At 73.9% G+C, this 22,776-nt stretch carries 17 protein-coding genes and 1 riboswitch; of the genes, 5 read left to right on the top strand and 12 right to left on the bottom strand.

Features of this window, described 5'->3' with window-relative positions; translation table 11 throughout:
• Positions 1-10: 10 nt before the first annotated feature.
• The 3 genes from Z164_RS0102410 to bioD form a co-directional block, all read right to left on the bottom strand.
• Positions 11-3,184 (bottom strand): multidrug efflux RND transporter permease subunit, encoded by a 3,174-nt coding sequence (locus tag Z164_RS0102410; protein ID WP_024889149.1) that lies wholly within the window; start codon positions 3,182-3,184, stop codon positions 11-13.
• Between the two features lie 6 nt (positions 3,185-3,190).
• Complete coding sequence (locus Z164_RS0102405) at positions 3,191-4,483, bottom strand: efflux RND transporter periplasmic adaptor subunit (protein WP_024889148.1); 1,293 nt, start codon at positions 4,481-4,483, stop codon at positions 3,191-3,193.
• 184 nt (positions 4,484-4,667) lie between these two features.
• Positions 4,668-5,357 (bottom strand): dethiobiotin synthase, encoded by a 690-nt coding sequence (gene bioD, locus Z164_RS0102400; protein WP_024889147.1) that lies wholly within the window; start codon positions 5,355-5,357, stop codon positions 4,668-4,670.
• A gap of 67 nt (positions 5,358-5,424) precedes the next feature.
• On the opposite strand from bioD, the gene Z164_RS0102395 reads away from it, so the two are divergent.
• Complete coding sequence (locus tag Z164_RS0102395) at positions 5,425-5,907, top strand: GAF domain-containing protein (RefSeq protein WP_024889146.1); 483 nt, start codon at positions 5,425-5,427, stop codon at positions 5,905-5,907.
• Complete coding sequence (locus Z164_RS0102390; protein ID WP_024889145.1) at positions 5,904-6,275, top strand: TfoX/Sxy family protein; 372 nt, start codon at positions 5,904-5,906, stop codon at positions 6,273-6,275. Before Z164_RS0102395 ends, Z164_RS0102390 begins: the two co-directional genes overlap by 4 nt.
• 36 nt (positions 6,276-6,311) lie before the next feature.
• On the opposite strand, the gene Z164_RS0102385 is transcribed toward Z164_RS0102390, so the two are convergent.
• Complete coding sequence (locus tag Z164_RS0102385) at positions 6,312-6,830, bottom strand: hypothetical protein (RefSeq protein ID WP_024889144.1); 519 nt, start codon at positions 6,828-6,830, stop codon at positions 6,312-6,314.
• Between the two features lie 103 nt (positions 6,831-6,933).
• Positions 6,934-7,172, top strand: a riboswitch (cobalamin riboswitch).
• Between the two features lie 176 nt (positions 7,173-7,348).
• Here Z164_RS0102385 and btuB point away from each other — a divergent pair.
• Entirely contained in the window at positions 7,349-9,193 is a 1,845-nt protein-coding gene (gene btuB / locus Z164_RS0102380; protein WP_024889143.1) for a TonB-dependent vitamin B12 receptor, read from the top strand.
• A 34-nt stretch (positions 9,194-9,227) separates the two neighbouring features.
• Here btuB and gph read toward each other — a convergent pair whose 3' ends face one another.
• Together gph and Z164_RS0102370 are read right to left on the bottom strand one after the other, a co-directional pair.
• Complete coding sequence (gene gph / locus Z164_RS0102375) at positions 9,228-9,923, bottom strand: phosphoglycolate phosphatase (RefSeq protein ID WP_024889142.1); 696 nt, start codon at positions 9,921-9,923, stop codon at positions 9,228-9,230.
• A 73-nt stretch (positions 9,924-9,996) separates the two neighbouring features.
• Positions 9,997-10,446: a hypothetical protein gene (locus Z164_RS0102370; RefSeq protein WP_024889141.1), complete on the bottom strand. Its 450-nt coding sequence runs from the start codon at positions 10,444-10,446 to the stop codon at positions 9,997-9,999.
• A gap of 192 nt (positions 10,447-10,638) precedes the next feature.
• On the opposite strand from Z164_RS0102370, the gene Z164_RS0102365 reads away from it, so the two are divergent.
• Positions 10,639-10,935, top strand: a complete 297-nt coding sequence (locus Z164_RS0102365) for a DUF2218 domain-containing protein (RefSeq protein WP_024889140.1) — start codon at positions 10,639-10,641, stop codon at positions 10,933-10,935.
• Positions 10,936-11,177: 242 nt separating this feature from the next.
• On the opposite strand, the gene dinB is transcribed toward Z164_RS0102365, so the two are convergent.
• On the bottom strand, positions 11,178-12,251 hold the full coding sequence (dinB, locus tag Z164_RS0102360; protein WP_024889139.1) for a DNA polymerase IV: 1,074 nt from the start codon (positions 12,249-12,251) through the stop codon (positions 11,178-11,180).
• 137 nt (positions 12,252-12,388) lie between these two features.
• On the opposite strand from dinB, the gene Z164_RS21255 reads away from it, so the two are divergent.
• Positions 12,389-12,676 carry a hypothetical protein gene (locus Z164_RS21255; RefSeq protein ID WP_024889138.1) on the top strand — a complete coding sequence of 96 codons (288 nt, stop codon included), beginning with the start codon at positions 12,389-12,391 and terminating at the stop codon, positions 12,674-12,676.
• A gap of 269 nt (positions 12,677-12,945) precedes the next feature.
• Here the strand turns inward: Z164_RS21255 and Z164_RS0102350 are convergent, their stop codons facing one another.
• From Z164_RS0102350 to Z164_RS0102330, 5 genes are all read right to left on the bottom strand, one after another.
• A complete protein-coding gene (locus Z164_RS0102350; protein WP_024889137.1) occupies positions 12,946-15,636 on the bottom strand; it encodes a bifunctional acetate--CoA ligase family protein/GNAT family N-acetyltransferase in 2,691 nt (896 codons plus the stop codon).
• A 346-nt stretch (positions 15,637-15,982) separates the two neighbouring features.
• Positions 15,983-17,224 (bottom strand): Wadjet anti-phage system protein JetD domain-containing protein, encoded by a 1,242-nt coding sequence (locus Z164_RS0102345; protein ID WP_024889136.1) that lies wholly within the window; start codon positions 17,222-17,224, stop codon positions 15,983-15,985.
• Positions 17,221-20,652, bottom strand: a complete 3,432-nt coding sequence (locus Z164_RS0102340; protein WP_024889135.1) for an SbcC/MukB-like Walker B domain-containing protein — start codon at positions 20,650-20,652, stop codon at positions 17,221-17,223. The genes Z164_RS0102345 and Z164_RS0102340 overlap by 4 nt, the downstream gene beginning before the upstream one ends.
• The gene (locus Z164_RS0102335) at positions 20,639-21,277 is read right to left on the bottom strand and encodes a DUF4194 domain-containing protein (RefSeq protein ID WP_024889134.1); all 639 of its coding nucleotides are present in this window, start codon (positions 21,275-21,277) and stop codon (positions 20,639-20,641) included. Before Z164_RS0102335 ends, Z164_RS0102340 begins: the two co-directional genes overlap by 14 nt.
• Positions 21,274-22,761 (bottom strand): Wadjet anti-phage system protein JetA family protein, encoded by a 1,488-nt coding sequence (locus Z164_RS0102330; protein ID WP_024889133.1) that lies wholly within the window; start codon positions 22,759-22,761, stop codon positions 21,274-21,276. The genes Z164_RS0102335 and Z164_RS0102330 overlap by 4 nt, the downstream gene beginning before the upstream one ends.
• Positions 22,762-22,776: the final 15 nt, after the last annotated feature.

Genomic DNA, 22,776 nt, shown 5'->3' with positions numbered 1-22,776 from the left:
GGCCCCGCGATCAGGCCGGGCTGGCCGGATCGACGTGGTGCTGCTCCTGCACCGCGCGCGACGGCTCGTCGAGCTTGTCGCCGAGCACCCGGCGCACCGCGACGAAGAACACCGGGATGAACAGCAAGCCGAGGAAGGTCGCGAACAGCATGCCGCCGATCACGCCGGTGGCCAGCGCGTGGCGGGCGTTGGCGCCCGCACCCGAGGACAGCGCCATCGGGGTGACGCCCATGATGAAGGCGAAGGACGTCATCAGGATCGGGCGGAAGCGCAGCCTGGCGCCCTCCACCACCGCCTCGGCCAGCTTCTTGCCCTCGACCAGCTGCAGCACCGCGAACTCCACGATCAGGATCGCGTTCTTCGCCGCCAGGCCGATCACCGTCACCATGCCGATCTTGAAGAAGATGTCGTTCGACAGCCCGCCGCGCAGCATGGTGAACGCCACCGCGCCCAGGATGCCCAGCGGCACGATCAGCAGCACCGCCACCGGGATCGACCAGCTCTCGTACAGCGCCGCCAGGCAGAGGAACACCACCACCACCGACAGCACCAGCAGCAGCGTGGCGGTGTTGCCGGCGATGATCTCCTGGTAGGACAGGCCCGACCAGTCGTAGCCGAAGCCGTCGGGCAGTTCGTTGACGACGATGTCCTCCATCGCGCTCATCGCCTCGCCCGAGGCGCGGCCCGGCGCCGCCTGTCCGACGATGTTGACCGCGGCGTAGCCGTTGTAGCGGGTCAGCGCCGGCGGCGCGGTCGTCCACTCCGAACGCACCACGTTCGACAGCGGGATCATCAGCCGGCCGCCATCGGCGTCGAGCTGGCTGGAGGGCGTGTAGAAGCGCTCGAGCGAGGTCGGATCGGTGCGGAACGGCGCGTCGGCGCGCATGTTGACGCGGCGGATGCGGCCGTCGGCGAAGTAGTCGTTGACGTACACCGGCGCCAGCATCAGCTGGATGGCGCCGTAGATGTCCGACACCGACAGCCCCATCGCCTGCGCCTGCACGCGGTCGACTTCCAGCTTCACCTGCGGCGCGTCCTCCAGCGTGTTCGGGCGCACGCCCTGCACGATGTCCTGCCGCTGCGCGGCCACGCCCAGCAGCTGGTTGCGCGCCTGCTGCAGCGCCTCGCGGCCCGCGCCGGAGCGGTCCTGCAGGTACATGTCGAAGCCGCCGAACTCGCCCAGGCCCTGGATGGTCGGCAGGTTGACCACGAAGATCTGCGCGTCGCGGATGCCGTACACCGCGCCGTTGGCCGCGGCGATGAAGTCGGTCACGGTGCCTTCGCGGTCGCCCCAGTCCTTGAGCTTGATGAAGGCCATGCCGACGTTCTCGCCCTGGCCGACGAAGCTGAAGCCGGCCACCTGCAGCATGCTCTCGTAGCCCTCGATCTGGCTGAGCGCGCCGCGGACCTCCTCGAACACCGACTGCGTGCGCTGCAGCGACGCCCCCGGCGGCAACTGCACGATCGCCAGCGCGTAGCCCTGGTCCTCCTCGGGCACGAAGCTGCTCGGCAGGCGCATGTACAGGAACGCCGTCAGCACCACCGCCACCAGGAACACCACCATCCAGATCGGCGTGTGGCGGATGGCCGAACGGATGTGGCCGACGTACACGCCGTTGGTCTTCTCGTAGTACTTGTTGAAGACGCGGAAGACCACGTTCTCCTTCTTTTCCCCAGGCGGCGCGTGCTGCTTGAGGAAGGTGGCGCACAGCGCCGGGGTGAAGCCCAGCGCGAGGAACGCCGAGAAGCCCATCGAGATGGCGATGGTCAGCGCGAACTGCTTGTAGATCTCGCCCGAGGCGCCGCCCTGCAGCGCGCTGGGGATGAACACCGCCGCCAGCACGACCGTGATCGCGACCACCGCGCCGGTGATCTGGCCCATGGCCTTGATCGTGGCCTCGCGCGGCGGCAGGTGTTCCTCCGCCATGATGCGCTCGACGTTCTCGATCACCACGATCGCGTCGTCGACCACGATGCCGATCGACAGCACCATCGCGAACAGCGTCAGCTGGTTGATGGTGAAGCCCAGCATCCACAGGCCGAGGAAGGTGCCCAGCAGCGCCACCGGGATGACCAGGGTGGGGATGACCGTGGCGCGCAGGTTCTGCAGGAACAGCAGCATCACCAGGAACACCAGCAGCACCGCCTCGATCAGGGTCTTGACGACCTCCTGGATCGAGATGGTCACGAAGGTGGTGCTGTCGTAGGGCGAGAACCACTCCACGCCCTCGGGGAAGCTGGCCGACAGCTCGTCCATGCGCGAGCTGATCGCCTCGGCCACCGTCAGCGCGTTGGCGCCCGGCTGCAGCTGCACCGCGAAGGCGCCGGTGGGCTGGCCGTCGAAGCGGGCGTCGAAGCCGAAGCCGCCGGCACCGGCCTCCACCCGGGCGACGTCGCCCAGGCGCACCACGGTGCCGTCGCTGTCGGCGCGCAGGATGATGTTCTCGAATTCCTCGGGCGTGCTGAAGCGCCCCTCGGCCGAGACCGAGGCGGTGAACCCCTGGCCCTCCGGCGCGGGATCGGCGCCGAGCGCGCCGGCGGCGAACTGCACGTTCTGGCCCCGCACCGCGGCCAGCGCCTCGGTCGCCGACAGGCCGTAGCCCTGCAGCCGGTCGGCATCGAGCCAGATGTTCATGGCGTACTCGCTGCCGAACTGCTGGGTGCTGCCCACGCCCGGCAGGCGCGAGATCTGCTCGATCAGGTTGGCGCCGATGTAGTTGTTGAGCGCATCGCGGTCGATGGCCGGGTTGTTGGAACGCAGCGCGACGACCATCAGGAAGCCCGCGGCCGCCTTCTCGACCACCACGCCCTGCTGCACCACCTCGCTGGGCAGGCGCGGGGTGGCCAGCGACACCTTGTTCTGCACCTGCACCTGCGCGATGTCGGCATCGGTGCCGGTCTCGAAGGTCAGGGTGATGCTGGCCCGGCCGTTGGCGCTGGAGGTCGAGTTGAAGTAGAGCAGGTTGTCGATGCCGGTCAGCTGCTGCTCGATGATCTGGGTGACCGCCTGCTCGGTGGTCTGCGCATCGGCGCCCGGGTAGGTCGCGGACACGGTGACCTGCGGCGGCGCGACCGAGGGATACGACTCGACGCCCATGTTGAGCAGCGCGATCACGCCCGAGAGCGAGATCAGGATCGAGACGACCCAGGCGAAGACCGGGTGGTTGATGAAGAACTTGGGCATGGGGGATCAGTCCTGCGGATTCGCGGGCACCTCGCCCTGCTGCGGGGCGGCCCCCTGCGGCGCGGCGGGAGCTTCGGCGGCGGGCGCCGCCGGCGCGGCGGCGCCCTCGCTTGGCGCGCCCTCGGCCCCGGCGGCGGGCGCGGCCGCGCCCTGCCCCGCCCCGGCCTCGGGCGCCTGCCCCTGCGCGGGGGCGTTCGGATTCCACGGCACCGCCTTGGCGGGGGCCTCCGGCGCCGCCTTCTGCAGGCCGGACACGATCACCTGGTCGCCGGCGGCGAGGCCGGCGCTGATCACCCACTCGCCGCCCTGGGCGCGGTCGACGGTGACGTTCTTGCGCGCGACCATGCCGTCCTGGCCGACCACCAGCACGTAGGCGCCGGCGGCATCGCGCAGCAGCGCCGGCTGCGGCACCAGGTACAAGCCTTCCTGGCGGCCCATCGTCGCCTTGAGGGTGACGTAGGCGCCGGGCAGCAGGCGCCTGTCGGGATTGGGCACCGTGGCGCGCAGCGACACCGCACCGGTCTGCGGATCGACCACGTCGCCGGAGAAATCGATCTCGCCGGCGTGCTCGTAGATCGTGCCATCCTGCAGGATCACCTCGACCTTGGTGGGGCCGGCGGTCTCCAGGTGGCGCCCGCGCAGGTCCTCGAGCTCGCGCAGGCTCAGCGAGAAGTTCACGTACAGCGGATCGATCTGGTCGACCGTGGTCAGCAGGGTCACGTCGCCCTGCCCGACCAGCGCGCCCTCGGTCACCTGCTGCTTGCCGGCGCGGCCGGAGATCGGCGAGCGCACGGTGGCATAGCCGAGGTTGATCCGCGCCGACTGCACCGCCGACTCCGCCGACTGCACCGCCGCGTTGGCGCTGCGCTCGGCGGCCAGCGCGTCGTCCAGGTCGGAGCGCGAGATGAAGTTGTCAGGGGCCAGGCGGCGGGCGCGCTCGGCGGCGGCGCGGGCGTTGGCGGCGTTGGCCTGCGCCTGCGCCAGCGCGGCCTGCGCGGCGCCCAGCTCCGCCTGCAGCGGCGCCGGGTCGATCAGGAACAGGACGTCGCCTTCGTTGACGTCGCTGCCCTCCTGGTACATGCGCTTCTGCAGCACCCCCGGCACGCGCGCGCGCACGTCGGAGCTGCGGTACGGCGCCAGCCGGCCCACCAGGTCCTTCTCCAGCGGCACCACGGACGGTTGCACGGCGACCACGCCGACTTCGGGCGGCGGAGGGGCCGGCGGCTCCTCGCCGCCGCCGCAGGCGGAGAGCACGAGAACACAGGCGGCAAGCGCGATCAGGCGCGGGCGCATCGACATGGGGGACGGCTCCGTGGAGGGCGTGGGGACGGGGCGCCTTGGCGGCGCCTTCTAATTGCTATACCAATCAGTACAGGAAGGCATTCTAGCAGCCGCGAGACGAAAATCGCCACTGTCCGCGCAGGCTATCTCAGGACGCCGGACGGGACGACTGCCGATCGGCACCGGTGCGCCCGGGCAACGGCTACCGCCGCGCCCAGGCCGCCGGCAGGCGCAGGGCCGCGGCCGCCTCGCGCGCATCCGGCCCCGGCCGGTGCGGCAGCACGCCCCAGCAAGGGGCCGGCAAGGCGTCGGCGACGAGATCCAGGTAGCCGGCCTGGCCGGCGAAACCGGGGTCCACGGTATTGCCGATCCAGCCGGCCAGCCGGGCCCCGTCGGCGACGATGGCGCGGGCGCTGAGCCGCGCATGGTTCAGGCAGCCCAGCCGCAGGCCCACGACCAGCAGCACCTCGGCATCCAGCGCCCGCGCCAGGTCGGCATGCTCCAGCCCGTCGGCCAGCGGGGCCAGCCAGCCGCCGGCGCCCTCCACCACCACCACGTCGCACTGCGCGGCCAGGCGCGCATGGGCGGCCGTCAGCGCCTCCAGCGCCACCGCCACGCCCGCCGCGCGGGCGGCGAGCTGCGGCGCGGTCGGCTCCGGCAGCGGATAGGGATTGACGTCCTCGTAGGGCGGCACCGGATCGCTCGCCGCCCGCAGCGCCAGGGCGTCGTCGTTGCGCCAACCACCGGCGCCGCGCGCGCAGCCGCTGGCCACCGGCTTCATCCCGGTCGCGCGCAGGCCGCGCGCGCGCAGCGCGTGCAGCAGCGCGGTCGAGGCATGGGTCTTGCCGACGCCGGTATCGGTGCCGGTCACGAACAGGCTGCGGGCGCTCATGGCGCGATTCTCCGCGATCGCGGGATGCCGCGCACGGGCGCGCGGCACGATTGCTACACTCCCGGCCATGTTCGCTTCCCAACCATTGAACGGCAGCAAGCCCGAGCAGTACGCGCAGCTGGCCGGGCAGGCGCGCGCGCTGCTGGCCGGCGAGCGCGACCGCGTGGCCAACGCCGCCAACCTCTGCGCGCTGGTCACCCATGCGCTGCCCGACCTCAACTGGGTGGGCTTCTATTTCTACGACGGCCGCGAGCTGGTGGTCGGGCCGTTCCAGGGCCTGCCGGCGTGCGTGCGCATCCCGCTCGACCGCGGCGTCTGCGGCGCCGCGGCGCGCACCCGCAGCACCCAGCGCGTGGACGACGTGCACGCCGTCGCCGATCACATCGCCTGCGATGCCGCGTCGCACTCCGAACTGGTGGTGCCGCTGCTGGACGGCGAGCGGCTGATCGGCGTATTCGACCTGGACAGTCCGCGCCCGGCGCGCTTCGACGCCGAGGACCAGGCCGGCCTGGAAGCGCTCGCCGGGATCTACGTGGCGTCGCTGCGGTGAGCGCGGCCAAGCTGCGCAACGTCGGCCCCAAGTCCGCCGCCTGGCTGCGCCAGGTCGGCCTGCGCACCCTGGACGACCTGCGGCGCGCGGGGCCGGTCGATGCCTACATGCGCGTGCGCCGGGCCGGCTTCCGGCCCAGCTTCAACCTGCTTTACGCGCTGGAAGGCGCGCTGCTCGACTGCCACTGGCAGGACGTGCCGGAAGCGCGCCGCCAGCAACTGGTGGCCGAGGCCGAGGCCGCGATCGCGCTGCTGCCCGATCCGCGCCGTCCCGCCGCCGCGCCGGTGACCACGACCCACCACATGCGCGAGGACGACGACGCGCCCGCGTCCGGCGAACCGGATTCCGACGCCCCCGGGCGCGAGTAGCGCCGGCCGCGGAGCCGCGCGCGAAGCGCGGCGCGCCTACGGCTCGCTCGCGGGCGCCTCCGGCCGCCCCCGCAACCTCCGCAGCGCGCGTCCCAGCCCGCGGCTGCCGGCCACCAGCCACGCGCCCAGCGCTAGCTCCACGAGCGTGGCCACGATGTCGGCGCGCTGCGAGGGCCCGAGCGGCGGATGCGCCCGCAGGGCTTCGCCCGGATGCAGCAGGAAGGTCGCCCAGTAGCTGGCCGCGACCAGCCCCTGCGCCAGCAGCCAGACGCCGATCGCGGTCAGCGCCAGCTCCAGCGCCGTCTGCGAGCGCGCATCCAGCGGCGCGGCGGGCGCCTTCATGACCGGCAGCAGCTTCCGGGCCACCGCGAGCGGGTAGCGCCACAGCAGCACCGCGGCCAGCAGCGGCGGCAGCGCCAGCACCGCGGCCCAGTAGCCGAACATGTCGTGGGTGCGCGCCGTCATGATCAGGGTGCCGAGATGGCGGACCACGCCGAGCGCCAGGAAGACCGCGAACAGTCGCGAGGCGATCGCGACGATGTCCTCCCGGCTCATGCCCGCCCCCCCTGCGCCGCGCGCAACGCGCCCGTGCCGGGCGACGCGGCGAGTATCGAGGCGGCGTCGGGCCGGGTCAATCGCCCCGCCGCCCGCCAGCGCGTACAATCGCCGCGCTTCAGGTGACCCGGCCAGCCCGGGTTGAAACGGGAAGCCGGTGACGCCGCGGGGACACCCCGCCGCCAGCCCGGCACTGCCCCCGCAACGGTAAGCGAGCCGAGGCGCCGCCTCCGCCACTGTGGTCTCCGCGCGAGCGGGCCATGGGAAGGCGCGGCGCCGGGGCCGGTCGTCCCGACCGGCCCGCCCGCGAGTCCGGAGACCGGCCTGGAGCCGGGCCTCGTGCCCGGGCGGTTGCGACGCGGTGGGCGTCGAGGCTGCGTGGGCGATGCCGGCCGGCCGCCCGTGCGCCTTGGTCCTCCTTTCCGCGCCCGATCGCCGCTGCGAATCCCTCGCAAGCCCGCGCCCGCGCGGGCGTCCACCGACACCGCGTGCGTGGGCGCGCGGGATGGAGAGCTCCGATGCAGTTCCGCCCCCTGGTCCTGGCCCTCGCGGCCGCGCTTCCCCTGTCCGCCCCGTGGTCCGCGCGCGCCGCCGGCGCCGCGGTCGATCTGGACGAGATCGTCGTCACCGGTACCCGCACCCCCATCGCGCTGGCCGACAGCATCTCGCCGGCCCAGGTCATCGACCGCGCCGAGATCGAGCGCAGCCAGGCGCCCAGCCTGCCCGAGCTGCTGCGCGGCCGCGCCGGCATCAACCTGACCAACACCGGCGGCGCCGGCAAGCAGACCTCGCTGTTCATGCGCGGCGCCGGCTCCAACCAGGTGCTGGTGCTGATCGACGGCATCCGCATCGGCTCGGCCACCGCCGGCCTGCCGGCGCTGCAGGACATCCCGGTGGCGCAGATCGAGCGCATCGAGATCGTGCGCGGGCCGCACTCCAGCCTGTACGGCGCCGACGCCATCGGCGGCGTGATCCAGATCTTCACCCGCCGCGACGCCGGCCCCGTGCGGCCGCGCTTGCACGCCGGCGGCGGCAGTCGCGGCCTGCGCGAGGCCGGGGCGGGCCTGGGCGGCGGCGGCGACCGCGGCTGGTTCGGCGCCGACGTCGCCTACCAGCGCACCGACGGCATCGACGCCTGCCGGGGCTCCAGCGTGCCCTTCGGCGGCTGCGGCACCGAGGAACCCGACCGCGACGGCTACCGCAACCGCTCCGCCAGCGTGCGCGGCGGCCTGCGCCTGGGCCAGGACTGGACCCTGGACGCGCACCTGCTGCGCGCTGAGGGCGAGAACGAATACGACGGCAGCTGGGCCAATTATTCCGAGACCGTGCAGCAGGTCGCCGGCGCCCGGCTGGCCTACGCCCTGGCCGCGGGCTTCGGCCTGCAGGCCAGCATCGGCCGCAGCACCGACGAGACCGACGACTTCCTCGACGGCGACTTCGTCGCCCGCCTGCGCACCCGCCGCGATCAGGCCAGCGTGCAGGGCGACATGGCGCTCACCCCGGCGCAGACGCTGGTGGCGGGCGTGGACTGGCTCGACGATCGCATCGACGGCAGCACCGAGTACGACCTGACCTCGCGCCGCAACCTCGGCGTCTTCGCCGGCTGGCGCGGCGAATTCGGCGCGCACCGCTTCGAGGCCAGCGCGCGCAACGACGACAACGCGCAGTTCGGCAGCCACGCCACCGGCAGCGTCGGCTGGGGCATGGACCTGGCCCACGACCTGCGCTTGACCGCGAGCTACGCCACCGGCTTCCGCGCGCCGAGCTTCAACGACCTCTACTACCCCTTCTCCGGCAACCCGGCTCTGGATCCCGAGGAGTCCAAGAACCTCAACCTCGGCATCGCCCAGGCCCGCGCGGGCTGGCACTGGTCGCTGGACCTGTACCAGAACGACGTCGACGATCTGATCAACTTCGACTCGCTGACCTGGCGGCCGGAGAACGTGGACGAGGCGCGCCTGCGCGGCGCCGAGCTCACCGCCGGCATCGCGCTGGCCGGCTGGGACCTGTCGGCGCAGCTCAGCCACGTCGACCCGCGCAACCGCAGCGACGGCCCCAACCGCGACAGGCTGCTGGCGCGCCGCGCGCGCAACACCGGCCGCATCGACCTCGACCGCGGCTTCGGCGCGTTCCGCTTCGGCGTGACCGTCAACGGCGCCGGCCACCGCTACGACGACGCCGCCAACCTCGTCCGCCTGGGCGGCCATGCCACCGCCGACCTGCGCCTGGAGTACGCGCTGGCGCCGGCGTGGACGCTGCAGGGGCGCGTGAGCAACGTGTTCGATCGCGAGTACGAGACCGTGCACTGGTACAACCAGCCCGGCCGCGAGTTCGCGCTGACCGTGCGCTACGCGCCGCGCTGACGGGCACCCGCCCCGCGCGGCGTCGCGCGGGGCGCTACCGGCCGGCGCCCGCGCCGGTCCCTGCGGCGACGGGCGCGGCCCCGAGTTCCAGCAGCGCGTCGAAGCGCTCCAGCACCGCCAGCGCGCCGGCCCGGCGCAGGTCGAAGTCGCGCGGATAGCCGTAGGCGACCAGCACCACCGGCATGCCGGCGGCCTGCGCGGCCAGGAAATCGGTGCGCGAGTCGCCGACCATCAGGCACTCGCCCGGCCGATGACCGAGCCGGGCGGCCAGATGCAGCAGCGGCAGCGGGCTCGGTTTGCGCTCGGGCAGGCTGTCGCCGCCGACGCAGGCCTCGATGGCGTCGGACACCCCCAGCGCCGCCAGCAGCGGTCGCACGAAGCGCTCCGGCTTGTTGGTGCACACGCCCAGCCGCGCGCTGCGCGCGCGCAGCGCCGCGAGGGTTTCGGCCACGCCGGGATACAGCCGCGCGTCGCGCAACAGGCAGGCCTCGTAATGGACCATGAAGCGGTCCATCGCCGCGTCCACCGGCGTGTCGCTGCCGGCATGCGCCAGCGCGGTGGCCAGCAACTGGCGCGCGCCGTCGCCGATCCAGCCGCGCACGGTGGCTTCCGGCACGCGCGGCACGCCCAGGTCGTCGAACAGGCGGTTCACCGCCTCGGCGATATCGGAGGCGCTGTCGACGAGCGTGCCGTCCAGGTCGAACAGCACCGCGGGATAGGGGAAGGACACGGAACGCTCCGGACGGCGATGGGGCGCGCATGATCGCACCCGCCCCGCGTCCGCGCGAAGCGCAGCGGCGACGCTACGGGCGCGCCGCGGCCGCCTCGCGCAGCGCGCGCAGGGCCTGCACCAGTTCGCGGTAGCGACCGGCGAGCTGCGCGAACAGGTCGCCGTAGGCGTTGCGGCTGGCTTCGGCGACCTCACGGTACGCGCCGCGTCCCAGGTCCACGAAGTAGTCGAGCGTCACCCGGCGCCGCTCGGCCAGCGCCGGGTAGAGCCCGGCGATCAGCAGGCAGCGGTCGCCGACGTCGCGCAGGGCGTCGGTGCGCACGCTGCCGGTCTGCGCCTGCGCGTGCAGCCATTCCAGCGCCTGGGTGCGCGCCAGCAACTGGCCGTCGCGCTGGTGGCGCAGCAATACGAACACCAGGTAGCTCTCGCTGGCCTCGTCCAGGCGGCAGCCGCCGCGCGCCGAGCCGTCGCGCACCAGCGCCTGCCACAGTTCCGCCGGCGCACCCTGCAGGATCGGTTCCATCGTCGCTCCTCTCGAAAGGCATGATCGACGGCCCGAAACTAGCGCAATCGCGGCGAAAATCCTTGGCACTCGGCGCGCAAGGCTGCCAGCGCGGCAAGCGCCGCATCCGCAACGCAGCTTCGCGGACGCGGGGGGTGGCGCGCCGCGCCGGACGCGCTATGGTCGGCGGGTCCACAACGCCGAGCCCCCCCCATGACCGCCTCCCACGCCCTCGTCGCCTCCAACGACGCGCCGCGCCTGCTGCGCACCCTGGTCAACCACTGGCGCCACAAGTTCGAGATCCGCCGCGACGACGAGACCCACGCCTACGTGCCCTTCGCCGAGGACGGCGGCGCGGATTTCCGCGTCGAGGGCGAGCGCCTGCGCATCGAGGTGCGCCATGCCGACCCCGCCCAGCGCGAGCGCCTGCAGCAGGTCATCGAGAACCACCTGCAGCGCTTCGCCCGCAACGAGACCCTGGCCTTCGACTGGACCGCGCACGGCGCATAGCCGCCGCGCGCGAGCACGCCGCAGGGCGTGTCGCGACATTCGGCCTGCGGCGCCGAAGCTTTCCCCCTCATGCGCACGCGGCAGCATTTCGTCCCATCTCCCGCAAGCGGGTGCTCGTTGTTCCTTCTCCCGCAAGCGGGTGCATGCCGTCCCTTCTCCCCCGCTTGCGGGGGAAGGAAAATCAGGATGCTCCCCGCTTGCGGGGGAAGCACGGTCTTTCGCACGCTGGGTGCCAATACCCCCTACGGCGCCGGCGCCGCGAACAGGTCGTGCTGCGCGGCCAGTTCGTCGCGGTCGCGGAAACCCGACAGGCCGACCCCGGCCAGCCGGTAGCGGGTGGACGCCGGCAGGTCCACCCGCGCGCGCAGGGCGCAGGCGATCGCGGCCAGTTCCTCGGCCGAGCGCGGCGGCGTTTCCGGGGTCAGGCTGCGGGTGAGAATGCGGAACTGCGCGGTCTTGAGCTTCAGCACCACGGTGCGGCCGACGCGCTCGGTGCGCGCGGTCGCCGCCCAGGTCTTGGCCGCCAGCGCGCGGATCGCCGGCTCCAGCGCCTCCAGCGGCAGATCCTCGGCGAAGGTGTCCTCGGAGGAGATCGACTGCACCGGCTGGTCCGGTTCCACCGGCCGCTCGTCGATGCCGCGGGCGCGTTCGTGAAGACGCCGGCCGAAACTGCCGAAGCGGCGCGTCAGTTCCTCCAGCGGCAACGCGCGCAGCTCGGCCACGGTCTCCACGCCAAGCTCGCGCAGCCGCGCCTGCATCACCCGCCCCACCCCGGGGATGCGCGCCACCGGCAACGTGGCGAGGAAGGCATCGACCCGGGCCGGCTTGACCACGAACAGGCCGTCGGGCTTGTTCCAGTCGGAGGCGATCTTGGCCAGGAACTTGTTGGGCGCCACCCCGGCCGAGGCGGTCAGCCCGGTCTCCTCGCGGATCCGCGCGCGGATGCGCTGCGCGGTCTCGGTCGCGCTGGGCGAGGCGATCCTGGGCGCGGTGACGTCCAGGTAGGCCTCGTCGAGCGACAGCGGCTCCACCAAGTCGGTGTAGTCGTGGAAGATCGCGCGCACCTGCCGCGACACCGCCTTGTAGCGCGGGAAGTCCGGCGGCACGAACACCGCGTCCGGGCACAGCCGCTCGGCGCGCAGCGCCGGCATCGCCGAGCGTACGCCGAAGCACCGCGCCTCGTAGGAGGCCGCGCAGACCACCGAGCGCTGGCCGCGCCAGGCCACCACCACCGGACGCCCGCGCAGCGACGGGTCGTCGCGCTGCTCAACCGAGGCGTAGAAGGCATCCATGTCGATGTGGAGGATCTTGCGCACGGCCCGCATTATCCGCCGCGGTCGTCGCCCCCGTCGCGACGGCCGCGCGACGTTCATCGGTGACGCCCCGCGCCCCTTGACCCGCCGCTGACGTCGCGCGCGTGAGGATGCCGGCTCCCCCATCGCAGGAGACGCTCATGCCACGCGACGACGTTTCGGCCCGCACCGGGCACGGCGCAGGCGCCGCGACCGGCGGCGAGGATGCGGGTCTGCAGGCCCACGGCACGCCGGGCGGCGGTCGCGAGACCCACGACGAACGGCAGCGCAAGCGCCACGAGAACGAGAACCAGGACGAGGCGCTGGAGGAGACCTTCCCGGCCAGCGACCCGGTCTCGCCGTTCGTGCCGGCGAAGCGGCCGGAGGCCCGGGAGCAGAGGCCAGGGGCCGGGGACCAGGGGTCAGGTAAGAACACCGCCGATTCCTGAGGCGGGTGGGGTACGCCGCGGAGGTCCAAAAGCGCCCCCATCCGCCTTCGGCACCTTCCCCCGCAAGCGGGGGAAGGGAAAAACAGCGCGGCCCCGCTTGCGGGGGAAGGGAAAGAAAGCATGTCCCCGCTTGCGGGGGAAGGAAAAACAAGCACGGTCCCCGCAGACGGAGGAAAGCGGCTTTTCGCACCAGGAACGTAGAGACAGCCCAGCCCCCTGGCCTCGCCTCCGACCCCTGGCCTCTGGCCTCTGGCCTCTGGCCCCCAGCCCTACTGCACCGGCAGCGTGACCCGCACCAGCGTGGCGTCGTCCGGGTCGGGCTCGACCTGGAAGCCGAGCTGCCGGCACATGCCGATCATGGTGCGGTTCTCGCGCAGTACCTGGCCTTCCACCACGCGCAGCTCCAGCCAGTGCGCGTACTCGATCATGATCCGCATCAGCAGCCAGCCGATGCCCTGGCCCTTGAGGTCGGAGCGCACCAGGATGCCGTACTCGCCGCGGTCGTAGTCGGCGTCGGCGAGCAGGCGCACCGCGCCCAGCATCTCGCCGCTGTCCGGGTCGATCATCACCAGCGCGATCGCGCGCGCGTAGTCGAGCTGGGTCAGCCGTGCGATGAACTCGTGGGTGAAGTGGCGCACCGCGCTGAAGAAGCGCAGGCGCAGGTCCTCGGCGGTGACGCGTTCGAAGAAGGCGCGGAACATCGCCTCGTCCTCGGGCCGCACCGGGCGTACGAAGGCGCGCTTGCCGTCGGCCAGCGTCACCATGCGCTCCCATTCCTTGGGATACGGCCGCACCGCGAAGCGCGGGTGGCCGGGGCCCTTGTGCAGCGGCACCGAGGGCGCGATGCGCACGCGCGCGTCCACCGCCACCACGCCGTCGCGGTCGGCCAGCAGCGGGTTGATGTCGAGCTCGCGCACCTGCGGCAGATCGGCGGCCAGCTGCGCCAGCTTGACCAGCACCAGCGCCACCGCGTCGAGGTCGGCCGCGGGCACGTCGCGATAGGCGCGCAGGATGCGCGAGACGCGGGTGCGCCCGATCAGTTCGTGGGCCAGCCGCAGGTCCAGCGGCGGCAGCGCCAGCGCCTTGTCGTCGATGACCTCGACCGCGGTGCCGCCGCGGCCGAACACGATCACCGGGCCGAAGGTGGCGTCGTCGGCGATGCCGCAGATCAGCTCGCGCGCCTTCGGCTTGACGATCATCGGTTGCACGGTGACGCCGTCGAGGCGCGCCTGCGGCCGCAGTTCGCGCGCGCGCTTCAGGATGTCGGCCGCGGCCTCGCGCACGGATTCCTGGCTGACCAGGTTCAGGCGCACGCCGTCGACGTCGGACTTGTGCTGGATGTCGGGCGAGAGCACCTTCACCACCACCGCGCGCCCGTCGGCCAGCAGCCCGCGCGCGGCCTCGGCGGCGGCGTCCGGATCGGGCGCATGCACCACCGGCGTGACCGGAATGCCGTAGGCGGCGAACAGCCGCGGGACCTGCAGCGGGCCCAGCCATTCCTGGCCCTGCGCCACGGCCTCGGCGATCACCGCCTGCGCGGCGGCCACGTCGGGCGCGAAATCCTCCGGCAGGCTGGGCGGCGTCTCCATCAGCGCGTCCTGCGCCTCGCGATGCCGCACCAGGTAGCTGAAGCCGCGCACGGCTTCCGACTCGGTGGCGTAGGTGGGCACGTCGGCGGCGTCGAGCGTGGCGATGGCCTCCTGCTCCTTGCCCAGCCAGACCGCGAACACCGGCTTCTCGCTGGCCGGCGGCCGCCGCTTCTCCAGCACGCCGACCACCGCGCGCGCGGCCTCGGAGGCCGAGGACAGCGCGGTCGGCACGTTCATGGTCAGCACCGCGTCGGTGCCCGGGTCTTCCAGCAGCGCCTGCAACGCCTCGGCATAGCGCGCGCCGTCGGCGTCGCCGACGATGTCCACCGGGTTGGCGCGCGACCAGGTGCCCGGCAGCACGCGGTCCAGGCGCGCGACGGTCTCCGGCGACAACGCGGCGACGGTGCCGCCGAGATCGGCCAGCGCATCGACCGCCAGCACGCCGACGCCGCCGCCGTTGGTCAGCACGCCGAGCCGGCGGCCGGGCGCGCCGCGCACGTGGCGCAGGGTCTCGGCGGCGGCGAACAGCTCGTCCAGCGAGCCCACCCGCAAGAGCCCGGCGCGGCGGAAGGCGGCGTCGTAGACCGCATCGGCGCCGGCCAGCGCGCCGGTATGGGTGGCCGCGGCGCGCGCGCCCACGGCGTGCCGGCCCGACTTCACCACCACCACCGGCTTGGCGCGCGCGGCCGCGCGCGCGGCGGACATGAACTTGCGCGCGTCGCGGATCGATTCGACGTAGAGCAGGATCGCGCGGGTGCGGTGGTCGAGCGCGAAGTAGTCGAGCAGGTCGCCGAAATCGACATCGAGCGCGTCGCCCATCGACACCACCGCGGAGAAGCCCACCGAGCGCGCCAGGCCCCACTCCACCATGCCGACGGCGATCGCGCCCGACTGCGAGACCAGGGCCAGATCCCCCGGCAGCGCGGCGTGGGCGGCGAAGCTGGCGTTGAGCCGCGCATGCGGCGACATCACCCCCAGGCAGTTGGGCCCGACCACGCGCAGGCCGGCCGGGCGCGCCGCCGCGGCCAGCGCCACCGACAGCGAGCCCTCGCCCTGCCCCAGCCCGGCGGTGACCACGATCGCGGCCGCCACCCCGGCCGCCGCGGCCTCCGCCGCTACCCGCGGCACCATCGCGGCCGGCGTGGTGATCACCGCCAGCTCCGGGGTCCAGTCCAGCGCCTTCAGGCTGGGCGCGGTCACCATGCCGTCGATCTGCCGATAGCGCGGGTTGACCACCGCCAGCCGGCCGGCGAAGCCGCCGGCGCGCAGGTTGCGCAGCACGATCCGCCCGACCGAGCGCTCGCGCGGGCTGGCGCCGATCACGGCGACCGATTTCGGGTGGAAGACCGACCCCAGGGCGTAGGTGCTCATGCCAGGACGCGGATGTCTCGCGAGGAAGCCTGCCGCGACGATACACCGCGCAGGCCGCGCGGGCCGCGAAAGCCGCGCGCGCGACGCCGGCGATGCGACCCCGGTCCCGGTGCGGGTCCCTTCTCCCGCGATCGGGACCACATCGTTCCTTCTCCCGCGAGCGGGGCCATGTCGTTCCTTCTCCCGCGCAGCGCCGGATGAGGGCGGCTTTGCGCGCCTGCGGCGTGCCCCCATCCGCCTTCGGCACCTTCCCCCGCTTGCGGGGGAAGGAAAAAACAGAATGCCCCCCGCTTGCGGGGGGAATGGAAAAACGGAGCGCGCGTGCGATGGCCGCCGTCGCGTTCCGTCACGGCCGTGCGCCGGCGACGCGACCCGGCGCCGGCAGGTCCCGGAGCAACGCCGGCAGCCCGGGATCGAGCCGCTCCTGCTCCAGCACCCGGGGCGTGCGGCGCAGCGCCTGCGCCACGTCGTTCCAGCCCGCGGCCTCCGCCGCGCGCAGCATGGACGACAGCGTGGCCGCGGACGGCGCCGCGGTCGCGGCGAGCGCATCGGCGGGCAGGTCGCCGGGCGACATCCGCCAGGGGCGCAGGACCGCGCCGGCTTCGCCCGCCGTGCGCGCGAGCAGCGCGGCGATGCGGAAGCCGCCCGCATCGATGTCGCCCCAGTGGTACACCGCGACGTCCGGCGCCAACCCGCGCAGGATGCGCGCATACACCGCCCGCCAGGCCGGCGAAGGCATGCCGCCGGTGTAGAGCAGCAGCAGGCGCGGCGCGTCCGGTTCCGCCGCGGCCTGGTGGAAGCTGGCGAGGTTCTCGATGCTCAGTACGGCGGCCGCCGGCGTCCGCACCGACCGCACCGCCTCGACCGGCACGCCCAGGAAGGGGCGCGGCAGCGGCAGCTCCGACCCGTCGTCCAGGCGCACCGTGCCGCAGCCCGACAGCAGCAGCGGCAGCGGAACGCGGCGCAGGCCGAGCTGCGCCCAGACGGCCTCCTTCTGCAGCCCGCTCGGCGCCAGCTCGCCGGCCAGCAGCAGGTCCAGCCACGGCGTCAGCCGCTCCAGGCGCTTGCTGTCGCCGAACAGGCGCGCGCTCTCCATGCGCAGGATGCGCTCGGCGGCCGCCGGCGCCAGCGCCGCGGCCGCGCGCGCGGCGTCGGCCAGCTCGGGCGCCGCCTCGGGGCCGCGGCCGCGCACCTTGCGGCCCTGCCGCCAGGCGTCCAGTACCTGCGCCAGCACCGGGAAGCGTCCGATCCACGGCGACAGCGCGGCCGCCGCGGCGTCCGCGCGCGCATGGGCCGGCTCCACGCCCAGGTGCCGCGCGAGCGCGGCGAGGTCGCGCACGGCGATGCGCAGCAGGCGCGCGCCGTCGCCGCGGTGGCGGTCGCGGCGCACGGCGATGGCGCCGTCGCGCTCGGCCAGCGCGATCTGGGCATGGAAGGTCTCCTGCTCCTCCAGCGTGCGCAGGGCGAGGTACTCGCCGGCGCTGGCGGCGGTCGTCATCGGCAGCGACACCGGCGCCTCGCGGCCGGCGGCGCGGGCGCGCTCGCCCTTGCGCAGCAGCCGCTCCAGCACGCGGCGCGCCGCGCTCACGTCGGCGCCCGCTCCCGCTCGATGCGCGCGGTCTCCTCGCGCAGCAGTTCCGGATGCAGGTCGAACTGGTCGCTCAGCAGCAGGTCGCGCGCGGCCTGCGAGACCTCGATGCGCTCGGCCTGCAGCAGGTCGCCGTCGCGGAACAGCTCGATGTAGCTGTCGAGCACGCCGCTGAGCGTGCCCTGCGCGGTGTCGGGCGCGGCCAGCACCAGTTGCAGGCCGAGCGAGCGCAGGTAATCGACGGTCGCGCGCGCGTTCTGGGCGTCGATCTTGTCGCCGAACTCGTCGAGCAGGATCAGCCCCAGGCCGCCGGGATGCGCCTCGCTCTTGCCGTAGGCCGCGGCCAGCGCGGCGCCGGCGATCACGTACAGCGGCGCGCGATGCTCGCCGCCCGAGCCCGAGCGCATGCGCTCGCTGAGCGAGCCGATCACCCGCTCGCCCTGGCGGATCTGCACCTCGAAGCGGAAGAAGCGCCGGTAGTCGTCCAGCGGCGAAGCCGCGATGCGCGCGGCGGCGCCGTCCTCGATCAGCTCGCGGAACGCCGCCGGCACCTCGCCGGCACTGCCGAACAGGCCATCCTCGCCGCCGGCGTCGGCGGCGCGGCGGATGAAGCGCTCCAGCTCGCGGAACTCCGGCAGCACCTCGTAGTGGAACTGGTAGCGCTCGTCGTTGGAGAACGGCGGGCTGCTGCGCAGGGTGCGGTTGAGGGTGGCGATCTGCTGGCGCAGGCGGTTGAAGTTGTCGTTGAGCGCGGCGGCCACGCCGGCGCGGAAGGTCTCCACGGCGGTGTCGTAGGCGGCCGCGGCCTCGCCCTCGTAGCGGACCAGGTCGGTGTCGCGCAGCTGGCCGATCTCGCGCCGCAGCAGCGCCAGCGCGGGGCGCCAGGCGCTGGGCTCGAAGTCCAGGCCCAGGCCGTGGTCGCGCGCGTACTGCGACAGCGCGCTCCAGGCCTCGGGCAGCAGGCGCGCCAGTTGCGCGTCGCCGTCCTGCGCGCGGCGCTCGCAGGCCGCCGCGCGCGCCTCCAGCGCTTCGACCTTGTCGTCGAGTTCCTCGCGGTGGCGCTCGACCAGGTTGGGATCGACGTCGGGATCGGCGAAGGCCTCCACCGCGCGGCGGGCGACGATCTCCTCCTGGGCGGCCAGCCCCTGCAGCAGCGTGCGCGCGGCGGCCAGCGCGTTGGCGGCCTCGCGCTCGTCGCCGATCAGGGTTTCCACGCGCGCGCCGCAGGCCTCGGCCCGCTGCTTGAGTTCGCGCACCTGCTCGGTCAGGCGCAGCAGGTCCGGATCCAGCGCGGCGGCGCGGCCGTCCTGCGCGGCGCGATGGCGCTGCGCGGTCTGCCGGTGCTCCAGCACCCGCGCATGCAGCGCCTGCGCCACGCCGTCGGCGTCCGCCAGCCGCGCCAGCCCGCGCCGGCATTCCTCGGCGCGGCGCAGTTCGGGCTCGATCGCGCGCAGCGCGCGCTCGGCCAGCTCGATGTCCTCGCGCAGCACCCGCGACCGCGCGCGGTTGTCGGTCGCGCCGATCTTCAGGTCGCCGGCCGCCGGCAGCCGCAGCCGCTCGATGCCGCCGCCGCGCGCGAGCAGGCCGTCGCGGGTCAGGCCCTGGCGGCTGGCGACCAGTTCGGCCTCGGTCTCCACGCAGCGCAGCTCGCCGAGCTGGCGGCGCAGGAACGCCAGCGCCTCGGGCACCTCGCCTTCCAGCAGCGCGGCCACGCTGCCGGCCGCCGGGCGCTCGGCGCCGCGCCCGCCGCGGGCATGGCTGGACAGCGCCAGCTTGACCCCGTACACCGCGCGCGCGCCGCCCAGCCCGCGGTACAGCTTGACCGCGCGCTCTTCGTCGGCCTCCGGGATCAGCAGCGCCTCGACGTTGCCGCGCAGGTAGCCCTCGATCGCGAACTGCCAGTCCTTGTCGCGCACCCGTACCAGGTCGCAGACCGGGCGCGCGTCGATGCCTTCCTCGCGCAGGTAGTTCATCAGCCGCACGGCGTCGGGATTGAGCTCCGCCTGCCCCGCCGCCAGCCGCTTCTGGTTGCGCCGCGCGCTCTCCAGGCGGTCGCGCGCGACCTCGTGGGCGGCATGGCGCTCGCGGGCGTGCGCATCGACCGCGGCGATCAGCGGCGCGGCGGCCAGCAGCGCGGCCCGCGCCTCGGCGAAGAACCGGTCCGGCGCCCACGGCAGCTCGGCGTCGCCGGCCAGCGACGACAGCGCCTCGTGCCAGCCCGACCAGGCCGCGCGCGCGGCGGCCAGCGCGTCGGCGTCCACCGTCGCCAGGCCGAGCGCGGCGATCGCGCCGAGCCGGTCGCGGACGAAGCCGACCTCGCGCAGCAGCTCGTCGCGCAACTGCGCCAGCCGCTCGCGGTCGCGCTCGGCCAGTTCGTCGAAGCGGGCCTGCTCGCCGTAGCCCTGGCTGCCCTGCAGCTGCGCCTGCGCGCGCTGGTGCGCCTCGCCGGCCAGGTCGCGCTCGCCGCGCGCCTCGGCCAGCGCGCGCTGGGTGGCGGCCAGCGCGTCCTGCGCCGCGTCCACGCCGGCCTCGGCCCGCTCCACCTGTTCGCCGTACAGGTCGCGCGCGTATTCGGCCGCCAGCGCGCGGTAGGACGCCGCGCGCACCGCCTGCGCGGAGATCTTCGCGTACTGCCGCTCCACGCCTTCGGCCGCCTCGATCCGCTGCCGCACCTGCTCGATGCGTTCGCGGATCTGGCGGAAGCTCTCCAGCAGGGCACGGAAGCGGGCGATGTCGGTGGGCCGGTCCTCGGCCACCAGCGTGCGCACGAACAGGTCCACGTCCTCGACCCGCTGCAGGTTCAGCGCGTTGAGGAAGGCCTTGCGGTAGGCGTTGACGTCCGGGCCCGCCGACGGCGAGGCGCGCAGCCGGAACAGCAGATCCTTGACGAAGCGCTCGGCCACGGTGTGCAGGGCGGACGCCTGCCCGGCCGCCTTGCAGCGGCGCGCGGCCAGTTCGCGGAACGAGGCCCAGGCCAGCGGCAGCTCCTTGCCGCCGACGCGCTCGAGGTGATCGTCGAGTTCGAGCGCCACGCCCGGCAGCAGGTACAGGCCGTGCTGGCGGTGCTCGGGCTCGTCGGCCGAGGCGCCCAGGGCGATGCCGGCGGTCAGCGCCTCGCCGCTGTCCTCGTCGCGGAACACCAGGCTGATGTAGGTGGTGGCGGTGCGGCGCTTGCGGCCGTCCTCGCCGCTGCGGTACACGCCCAGGCAGTAGTCGCGGATGGTGCGCGCGCGGGCGCTGCCGCCGGCCTGGGCGTTGAAGCGGATGCGGCTGCGGTCGCCGCCGAGCAGCACGATCTGCAGCGCGTCGAGCAGCGCGCTCTTGCCGGCGCCGTTGGGGGCGATGATCGCGGTGGTGGGGTCGAGCTCGAGCGTCTGCGCCTCGAACAGGAAGAACTGCACCAGGTGCACGCGCTCAAGCCGCTGCATGGTCGTCCTCCGCGGTCTCGGTCTCGGCATCGGGGTCCGCATCGTCGCGGTTGTGCTGGTCCAGGCGCTGCAGCCACTGCTCGCCGACGATGTCCACGATCGCCGGGCGCACCTGCAGGTGGAACGGCTGCGGATCGTCGGGCTCGGACTCGACCAGCCGGCACACGCCCCAGCGGCGCAGCGTGCGCGCCAGCTCGCGCAGCGCGCCCACCTCCGGCATCGCACGCCCGGCCAGCGCTTGGTAGGCCTCCTGCAGCTCGGGCAACTCGACCGTCACCACGCCCTCGTCCTCCACCAGCCCCTGGCGCATCGCCTCGTCGTAGCGCTGCCGCAGCACCAGCAGCAGCAGCGTCTCGGCCAGCGTGACCGGCGTGCCCTCGCCGTGCACCGGCAGCGCCGCCACGTAGCGGTAGTGGGCGTTGCGCTCCAGGCGCAGGCCCAGCGGCGCGAGCGCGGCGACGAAATCGTCGAAGTGGTCCTCGATCAGGTGGTAGGCCAGGCGGCTGCCGCGGTCGCCGGCGTAGAGCACCTGCTCGGTGACCAGGCGGTAGGCGGCGCGCTCGAAGTCCTGCACGGCGTAGAGGCCGTTGGACTGTTGGCTGAGGAGATTCCAGCTGCGTTTCATGCGGGGTTCCGGGTCGTTCCGGCGAGGCGGCGCACGACGAAGCGCGGCGCGCGCAGGTAGCCGTTGTCGTCGCGGGCGCCGGCGTCGAGCAGCTCCACGCGGTAGCCGCGCAAGAGCCGCGCCAGCGGGTCCTCGCGGCGCAGGCCGCCGCGGCGGTGGCTGCGCAGCGCCAGGGTCAGCAGGGTCTGGTAGGCGCGCAGGTCCTCGATCGAAGCGATCGCCAGCGCCTCCGAGGCCACCTGGCCGGCCCCGGGCAGGTGGCGGCCGACGTAGCGGGCCATGTCCTCGGCGGTGACCAGCCGCGCGCGCTTCATCCGCCGCAGCAGGCTCAGCCGCGCGAGCTGCTCCGGCGTGGGCGCCTGCGCGGCGTTGGCGCTGCGCGGGATCGGCGGCGGCTTGCGCCGCGGCGGCCGCAGCCGCGCCTCGTCCATCAGCCCGCCCGGCGCCACCGGCAGCCGCAGGTCGGCCTCCGGCGCGCTCAGCACGCCGCGGCAGGCGCGGCGCAGCAAGGTGTCGAGGCGGTCGGGCGCGCGCAGGCGGTAGTCGAGGAAGGCCAGCGCGCGGCGGTTGGCCTGGCGGATGTCGTCGTCCAGCCGCCCCAGGTATTCGTCGATGCGGTCGAGCTCGCGCAGCCGGCGCAGGCTGCGCGCGAAGCGCTGCCCGGCGCGCTCGGCGTCGCCGCCGCAGGCATGCTCGCGGTACCAGGCCAGCAGCGCCTCGCGCCGGTCGCCGCTCTCGACCTGCTGGGCCATCGCCAGGATCTCGCTGCGCCGCGCCAGCGGGTGGTCGGCGCGGTGCAGCTCGGCGTAGTCGCCGATGAAGAACTGGCCGACGTAGCGCTCGAACCATTGCCGCGCGAACTGCGCGGTGGTCTCGGCGCGGCTGAGCTCCGGCATCAGGTCGCGCACCTGCAGGCTCATCGAGGCCAGCGACACCAGCAGCCGGCGCGCCTGGTCGGCGGCCTCGTCCAGGGCGTCGCCGGCGGCGGCGCCGTCCACCACCTGGCGCAGCTGCATCTCGATCGAGCGCACCTTGGCCGAAACGAAGGTCGGCCCGTGCTCGGCGAACTCGACCAGCGTCGACAGCAGCTGCGAGACCGCGTGCGGCATCGACACCATCTCGCGCGCGCCGATGCGCTCCTGGCGCAGCCAGCCGGCGTTGCGGAAACGCTCGTAGATCGCGTTCGCGCGCACGCCCAGCGGGGCGTCCGGCGCCTGGCCGTCCTCGTCCTCCCAGGGATCGTCGGCCAGCAGGTAGCGCTCGATCGCGGCGGTGATCTCGCGGCGCGGCAGGCCGTGGCTGGGCGGCAGCGGCGCGTCCGGGCCGAAGAACTCGTCGAACAGCCGGTACAGCAGCAGCCAGTAGTGCTCGCGGTTGGCCGAGGCCAGCGGGCCGAACACCCCGGCCGGCACGACCGCGAACAGCGACGGCGGCGCGGCCTCCGCCGCCCCCGCCGGCCGTCGATGTCGTGCGTCGTCCTTCACCGCGGCATTTTCCCA

The sequence above is a fragment of the Luteimonas huabeiensis HB2 genome, from assembly GCF_000559025.1.
Classification (GTDB): domain Bacteria; phylum Pseudomonadota; class Gammaproteobacteria; order Xanthomonadales; family Xanthomonadaceae; genus Luteimonas; species Luteimonas huabeiensis.
Note: the sequence above shows the minus strand (reverse complement) of the source record. Positions and strands in the feature narration are given on the sequence as shown.

What these genes read in the sequence shown, in the direction of transcription:
- Z164_RS0102395 (WP_024889146.1), top strand. Translation starts at nt 5,425, where the DNA reads ATGTTCGCTTCCCAACCATTGAACGGCAGCAAGCCCGAGCAGTACGCG.
- Z164_RS0102405 (WP_024889148.1), bottom strand. Translation starts at nt 4,483, where the DNA reads ATGTCGATGCGCCCGCGCCTGATCGCGCTTGCCGCCTGTGTTCTCGTG.
- Z164_RS21255 (WP_024889138.1), top strand. Translation starts at nt 12,389, where the DNA reads ATGCCACGCGACGACGTTTCGGCCCGCACCGGGCACGGCGCAGGCGCC.
- bioD (WP_024889147.1), bottom strand. Translation starts at nt 5,357, where the DNA reads ATGAGCGCCCGCAGCCTGTTCGTGACCGGCACCGATACCGGCGTCGGC.
- Z164_RS0102370 (WP_024889141.1), bottom strand. Translation starts at nt 10,446, where the DNA reads ATGGAACCGATCCTGCAGGGTGCGCCGGCGGAACTGTGGCAGGCGCTG.
- Z164_RS0102385 (WP_024889144.1), bottom strand. Translation starts at nt 6,830, where the DNA reads ATGAGCCGGGAGGACATCGTCGCGATCGCCTCGCGACTGTTCGCGGTC.
- Z164_RS0102350 (WP_024889137.1), bottom strand. Translation starts at nt 15,636, where the DNA reads ATGAGCACCTACGCCCTGGGGTCGGTCTTCCACCCGAAATCGGTCGCC.
- Z164_RS0102410 (WP_024889149.1), bottom strand. Translation starts at nt 3,184, where the DNA reads ATGCCCAAGTTCTTCATCAACCACCCGGTCTTCGCCTGGGTCGTCTCG.
- Z164_RS0102340 (WP_024889135.1), bottom strand. Translation starts at nt 20,652, where the DNA reads ATGCAGCGGCTTGAGCGCGTGCACCTGGTGCAGTTCTTCCTGTTCGAG.
- Z164_RS0102365 (WP_024889140.1), top strand. Translation starts at nt 10,639, where the DNA reads ATGACCGCCTCCCACGCCCTCGTCGCCTCCAACGACGCGCCGCGCCTG.
- Z164_RS0102335 (WP_024889134.1), bottom strand. Translation starts at nt 21,277, where the DNA reads ATGAAACGCAGCTGGAATCTCCTCAGCCAACAGTCCAACGGCCTCTAC.
- btuB (WP_024889143.1), top strand. Translation starts at nt 7,349, where the DNA reads ATGCAGTTCCGCCCCCTGGTCCTGGCCCTCGCGGCCGCGCTTCCCCTG.